This window comes from Streptomyces sp. NRRL WC-3549 (assembly GCF_000721935.1).
Taxonomy (GTDB): Bacteria; Actinomycetota; Actinomycetes; order Streptomycetales; family Streptomycetaceae; genus Streptomyces.
The window spans coordinates 41,522-47,486 of sequence record NZ_KL585384.1 but is presented as its reverse complement, the minus strand read 5'-3'; the positions used below and the strand labels follow the sequence as shown (position 1 = coordinate 47,486).

3 protein-coding genes and 4 pseudogenes are annotated in these 5,965 nt (G+C 73.8%); all 7 read right to left on the bottom strand.

The window, feature by feature from the left end; all coding sequences use genetic code 11:
- Positions 1-531: pseudogene (locus tag IH13_RS0103550) on the bottom strand (sugar phosphate isomerase/epimerase); the annotation flags it as partial.
- A 43-nt stretch (positions 532-574) separates the two neighbouring features.
- On the bottom strand, positions 575-1,981 hold the full coding sequence (locus IH13_RS0103545) for an alkaline phosphatase family protein (protein WP_031080943.1): 1,407 nt from the start codon (positions 1,979-1,981) through the stop codon (positions 575-577).
- Positions 1,978-3,151, bottom strand: a pseudogene (gene eboE / locus IH13_RS36615) (metabolite traffic protein EboE). The gene IH13_RS0103545 and the pseudogene eboE overlap by 4 nt, the downstream one beginning before the upstream one ends.
- A 3-nt stretch (positions 3,152-3,154) precedes the next feature.
- A complete protein-coding gene (locus IH13_RS0103535; RefSeq protein ID WP_031080942.1) occupies positions 3,155-4,003 on the bottom strand; it encodes a TatD family hydrolase in 849 nt (282 codons plus the stop codon).
- Positions 4,003-4,540 (bottom strand): annotated as a pseudogene (locus IH13_RS36610) (EboA domain-containing protein). Before IH13_RS36610 ends, IH13_RS0103535 begins: the two are co-directional and overlap by 1 nt.
- Complete coding sequence (locus tag IH13_RS0103525; RefSeq protein WP_031080941.1) at positions 4,534-5,373, bottom strand: sugar phosphate isomerase/epimerase family protein; 840 nt, start codon at positions 5,371-5,373, stop codon at positions 4,534-4,536. Before IH13_RS0103525 ends, IH13_RS36610 begins: the two are co-directional and overlap by 7 nt.
- Positions 5,370-5,965, bottom strand: a pseudogene (locus tag IH13_RS0103520) (prenyltransferase); the annotation flags it as partial. The gene IH13_RS0103525 and the pseudogene IH13_RS0103520, both read right to left, overlap by 4 nt.

The following is a 5,965-nucleotide window of genomic DNA, read 5'->3' as shown; positions in this document are numbered from 1 at the left end:
AGAGATGTGTATAAGAGACAGGGCCTCCGCGTCGTCGAGGACCTGGGTGAGGTTCTGGGCGAAGGAGTAGGCGCGGGGGTCGTTGTCGTCGTAGTAGTTGACGTGGCTGCCGATGGGGTGCAGACCGTGGTTCTTGGCCAGCCTCTTGAGCTGGGCGAGGGTGATGGCGCCGGCGGAGCCCTGGGTGTAGCCGGCGAACTCGATCTCGTCGTAGCCGTACTTCTCCAGTTCGGCGAAGACGGGGGCGAACCCGAGGGTCGAGACCTTGTCGCGGAGGCTGTAGAGCTGGATGCCGAGCCGGCCGGGCGGCAGGACGGGGCGGCCCTTGCCCTGGCCGTGCCCGTGCCCGGGTCCCTTGCCGTGGTCGTGGCCGGGGCCCTTGCCGTGGTCGTTTCCGTGGCCCGGACGGGCGGCGGCGTCGGCGCTCGCGACGCCGAGGAGGGTGGCCGCCGTGGCTCCTGCGGCGACGCCCAGGACGTTGCGGCGGCTCAGCCTGTGCGCGAGTTCTGCGTCCTTCGGGGTACGGCTCATCGTCACGTGTCTCCTGTACGGATGTGCGGGCGGAGGGGGATTGTCAGTGCAGTCCGGCAAGCTGGAGGAGCAGGGACTTCACTTCGGTGGCCTGGACTCGGCCGTCGTACGCGTCGAACACTTCGGGGGTGGAGCAGAGGATGAGCGGACCTTCGTCGTCGCTCGTGGGGAGGCGGCCGTGGCTGCCGCGAATAGGTGAGGCGTCCAGGGGGACGACCGCCATCCGGTAGCGCATGCCGAGCTTCTTGCGGGCGAGGGCCGTTGCCGCCTTGACCCGGACATAGGGGTCCTGGGGGTCCATGAAGAGCTCGACGGGGTCGTAGCCGGGTTTGCGGTGGATCTCGACGAGCTGCGCGAAGTCGGGGGCGCGGGCGTCGTCGAGCCAGTAGTAGTACGTGAACCAGGCGTCCTTCTCGGCGACGGCGACGAGTTCGCCGGAGCGGGGGTGGTCCAGGTGGTGGGCCTTCTTGCCCTCGTCGTCCAGCAGCTGGTCGATGCCGGGCAGGTCCGCGAGGGCTTCCCGGGTGGCGTCGAGGTCCTCGGGGCGGCGTACATAGACGTGGGCGATCTGGTGGTCGGCGACGGCGAAGGCCCGGGAGGCCATGGGGTCCAGGTACTCCATGCCGTCCTGGGTGTGGACCTCCAGCAGGCCCGCGCGGCGCAGGGCGCGGTTGATGTCGACGGGCCGGCTGACGCGGGTGATGCCGTACTCGGAGAGGGCCACGACGGTGCGGCCCTCGGCGCGCGCGTCGGCGATGAGGGGCGCCATCGCGCGGTCCAGCTCCGTGGCCGCCCGGTGGGAGCGGGGGTCGTCGGGGCCGTAGCGCTGGAGGTCGTAGTCGAGGTGCGGGAGGTAGGCGAGGGCCAGGTCGGGGGTGCGGGTGGCGATGACGTGCCGGGTCGCGTCGATGATCCACCGGGAGGAGACGAGGTCGGCGCCGGGTCCCCAGAAGTGGAAGAGCGGGAAGGTGCCGAGCTTCTCGGTGAGTTCGTCGTGGAGGCCGGGCGGCCGGGTGTAGCAGTCGGGTTCCTTCCGGCCGTCGGCGTAGTAGACCGGGCGGGGCGTGACGGTCCAGTCGGTGTCGGCGCCCATCGCGTACCACCAGCAGATGTTGGCGACGGTGTAGCCGGGGTGGGCCCGTCGGGCGGCGTCCCAGAGCCGGTCGCCCTGGACGAGTCCGTTGTGCTGCCTCCACAGGAGGACGTCGCCGAGTTCGCGGAAGTACCAGCCGTTGGCGACGATGCCGTGCTCGTCGGGGGTGGTGCCGGTGAGGAAGGTGGACTGGGCGGCGCAGGTGACGGCGGGCAGGACGGTGGAGAGCGGGGCCTGGGCCCCGGTGCCGGCCATGGCCCGCAGGTTCGGCATGTGGGTGAGGAGGCCGGGCGTGAGGCCGACGACGTCCAGGACGAGGAGGGGGGTGGGCCGGGAACCGGTTCCGGGGTCGGTCACGGCAGCTCCTTGAGGCCGAGGTCGGTCAGGAGGTCACGGGCGAGGGTGAGTTCGGCGGCGATGCCGTCGGCGAGCTGGGCGCGGGTGCGGGGCCGCAGCTCGGCCGGGAGCGCCTGCCAGGTGTACGTCTCGACCTCGAGGTGCCGGGTGAGCGGCACGGGGCCGCCGACCAGCCGGGTCAGGGCTCTCTCGAGTACGGGCAGCGTCGAGGTGAGCGGGGGTGCGGGTGGGGCGTGCAGGGGGACGTGGAAGTGGGAGCGCCACGGGGTGCCGTCGGGCAGCGACACCCCGGCCAGGGCCTCGTCGAGGTCGTCGGTCCCGCGCAGTCCGCCGGTGGTCAGGGCGCGGGTCTGGTGCAGGAAGCGGGGTTCGGCGAAGGCGGCCAGGGCTTCGCGCACGGCGGGCAGGTGGGGGTGTTCGGCGTGCAGGGCGGCGGAGAGCTGGGCCTTGGCCACGGGGATGCCCGCGGTGTCCAGGGCGTCCAGTGCGGTGTCGGGGTCCTCGAAGGAGGTGGCGAGGTGGCAGGTGTCGACGCAGACGCCGATGCGGTCGTGGCCGATGTCGGTGAGCGGGGCGATGGCGTCGGCGGTGGTCTCGACGGTGCAGCCCGGCTCGGGTTCGAGGCCGATCCTGATGGAGGTGCCGGTCAGCTCGGCGAGGGCGTCCAGCCGTTGCGCGAGCGTGGTGAGCGCCTTGCGGGCGGTGGCCGGCCGTCGGATCGGCGGTGTACGGGGTGCGCCAGGCGATCGGCAGGGTGGAGACGCTGCCTTCGGTGACGTCGTCGGGGAGGAGGGTGACCAGCAGCCGGGCCAGGTCGGTGGTGTGCTCCAGCCGCTCGGGGTCGGTCCAGTCCGGCCGGTAGACCCGGTACTTCACCTCTTCGGCGCCGAACCCCTCGTACGGGAAGCCGTTGAGGGTGACGACCTCCAGGCCCCGCTGGTCGAGTTCGGTTCTCAGGGCGCGGAGGGCGGAGGGGTCGTTGATCAGCGTCCGGGCGGCTTGCCGGGCGAGCCAGAGGCCGATGCCGAGGCGGTCCCGGCCGAGCCGTCTGCGGACGGGCTCGCAGTGGTCGCGGAGCTGGGCGCGTACGCCGTCGAGGGTCTCGGCGGGGTGCACGTTGGTGCAGTAGGCGAGATGGACGGTGGTGCCGTCGGGGTGGCGGAAGCGCATGGCTCACTCCCCGCCGCGGAGGATGGAGTTGCCCTCGTGGAGGGGGCCGGGGGCGGCGAGGTCGAGCTGGAGGCGGCCGCTCTGGCCGTAGAAGGTGACGGGGTTGCGCCAGAGGACCTGGTCGACGTCGTCCTCGTCGAAGCCGGCCTTCAACATGGCGTCGGCGACCTTGCGGGTCGTGAGCGGGTCGCTCTTCCCCCAGTCGGCGGCGGAGTTGACGAGGACGCGGTCGGTGCCGTGGTTGCGGAGGACCGTGACCATGCGCTCCTCGTCCATCTTGGTGTCGGGGTAGATGGAGAAACCGGCCCAGCAGCCGCTGTCGAGGGCGTCCTGGACGGTCGTCTCGTTGAGGTGGTCGAGCAGGACGCGTTCCGGGGCGAGGGCCGACTCGCGGACGACGTCGATGGTGCGGCGCAGCCCCGTGAGCTTGTCGCGGTGCGGGGTGTGGACGAGGGCGGGCAGGCCGTGGTCGGCGGCGAGCTGGAGCTGGGTGGCGAGGGCGGTGTCCTCGGCGGGGGTCATGGAGTCGTAGCCGATCTCTCCGACGGCGACGACGGAGTCCTTGACGAGGTAGCGGGGCAGCGCGTCCAGGACGGGGGTGCAGCGGGGGTCGTTGGCCTCCTTGGGGTTGAGGGCGAGCGTGCAGTGGTGGGCGATGCCGTACTGGGAGGCGCGGAAGGGTTCCCAGCCGAGGAGGGCGTCGAAGTAGTCGAAGAAGCTGGCGGGTGAGGTGCGGGGCTGGCCGAGCCAGAAGGAGGGTTCGACCAGCGCGCGGACCCCGGCGTCGTACATCGCCCGGTAGTCGTCCGTGGTGCGGGAGGTCATGTGGATGTGGGGGTCGAAGATGCGCATCAGGACTCCTCCGTGGGGGCGGGGGCCGGGGCGGCCGTGAGGGCGAGGACGGTGCGCAGGTCCGCCGGGACGGTGCGGCCGGCGGCGGTGCGCTCGGCGGCGAAGTCGTCCAGCATGCGGGCGAGTTCGGTGTCGCCCCGGGCGCGGTCGGCCAGTCGGGCGACGGCCGCGACGGGGACGTCGGTGAAGAGGCACTTCAGGACGGCGTGCCGCCAGCCGTGGGTGTCCGGGTCCCAGGTCGAGCCGGTGCAGGGTGAGCAGGACGGCCCGGCGTTCGGCGGCGGTGCCCTGGGTGTAGAGCCGGGTCACGGCGGGCAGGGCGGGCCGGGCCGCGGCGAGGAGGAGGGCGCGTGCGGAGTCGGCGTGCTCCGGCCCGCAGTGGCGTCCGGCCGAGGCGAACCGCAGTTCCCAGGGCGGGTCCGCGCTGTCGGCGTCCGGGTGTCCGGCGGCGTGGGCGGCCTCGGTGAGCGCCTCGGCGAGCCAGGTCCGTGCGGTGTCGGGGAGCCGTTCGTCGAGTTCCTCGTGGCTGGTCAGCACGGGGCGGTCACCTCGTCCCCGGTCGTGCGGGCCGCCGCGCGCAGGAAGGCGAGTGAGCTGCGGGCGAGTTCGGGGCCCGCGTGGGAGTGGCGGGGCACGTCCAGGACCGGCGGGAAGTCGATCTCGCCGTCGCCGAAGGGGAGGTGTTCGTGGACGCCACGCCGCATGTCCTCGATCTGGACGTGCCGCAGCCAGGGCGCCGCGTCCCTGACGCAGGCCGCGGGCGGGGCGGGCTCCAGGCACTGGCAGTGGCCGATGTCAAGGGTGAGCCCGAGGGCGTCCGGGTCGCCGAGGAGGGCGCGCAGGTGGTGGAAGTCGGCCAGGGTGGCGAGGAGGTGGCCGGGTTCGGGTTCGATGGCGAGGGGGACGCCGGCGCGGGTCGCGGCGTCCAGCACGGGGCCGAGCGCACCGGTCAGCCGGTGCCAGAGGGCGTCGGTGTCCGTGCCGCTCCCGGTGCCGGGCGGGGCGATGCCGCTGAAGCAGTGCACGGCGTGGGCGCCGAGGTCGGCGGCGGTGTCCACGGCCCGGACGAGCAGGGCGGTACGGGCCGCACGGGCCTCGGGGTCCGGGTCGAGGAGGGAGGGGCCGTGTTTGCGGCGCGGGTCGAGGACGTAGCGGGCGCCGGTCTCCACCGTGACACCGAGGCCCAGCGCGGTGAGTCTGCGGGCCACGTGCCGGGTGCGTGCGGCGAGGTCCGGGGCGAGCGGGTCCAGGTGCATGTGGTCGAGGGTCAGTCCGACGCCGTCGTAGCCGAGGTCGGCGAGGAGTCCCAGGGCGTCGTCGAGGCGGAGGTCGGTCAGACCGTTGGTGCCGTAGCCGAGGCGGAGGGTCACGTGGGGCTCACCTTCCGTGCGAGGGTGCGGGCGAGAGGGGCGAGTCCCATGACGGCGAGCCCGGTCAGCGGCGCCCCCGCCCGGGCGGCCAGCGCGGCCTGGAGCGGGATCATGGCGCGGATCCCGCCGCCGACGGCGCGCTGGGTGAGGGGCGGGGACGGGTTGAGGGCGGCGTGCAGGAGCGGAGGTGCGGCGGTACGGAGGTAGGCGCCGGCGAGGGCGGTGAGCGCGAGGGACCCTGCGGACACACCGGCCGCCGTGGTCGGGACCGCTCCCCGCGCCGGGCCCGGCCCGCCGCGCAGTGCGGCGGCCGCGAGCGCCGCGGTCGTGGCCAGGGCCAGGAGCGGCGCGGTGGTGGAGCCGCCCTGGGCCTCGTGGCGGGAGACCGCGGTGACGGCGTAGGTGTGGGTGCCGAGCAGCAGCGCGGCCGGGACGGCCGAACCGTACCCCCCGGCCGCCCGCGTCCCGGCGGCGCCCGTGCCCACGTCCCTCCGTCGGCGCACACCGGACACCGGACCGGAACCGGCGGCGGAGCCGGAGGTGGAGACCGGGGTCGGACCGGTGGGGGCGGCGGCCGACCACCGTGCCGGGC

Coding starts and splice junctions, on each gene's coding strand:
- IH13_RS0103535 (WP_031080942.1), bottom strand. CDS start 4,003: ATGCGCATCTTCGACCCCCACATCCACATGACCTCCCGCACCACGGAC.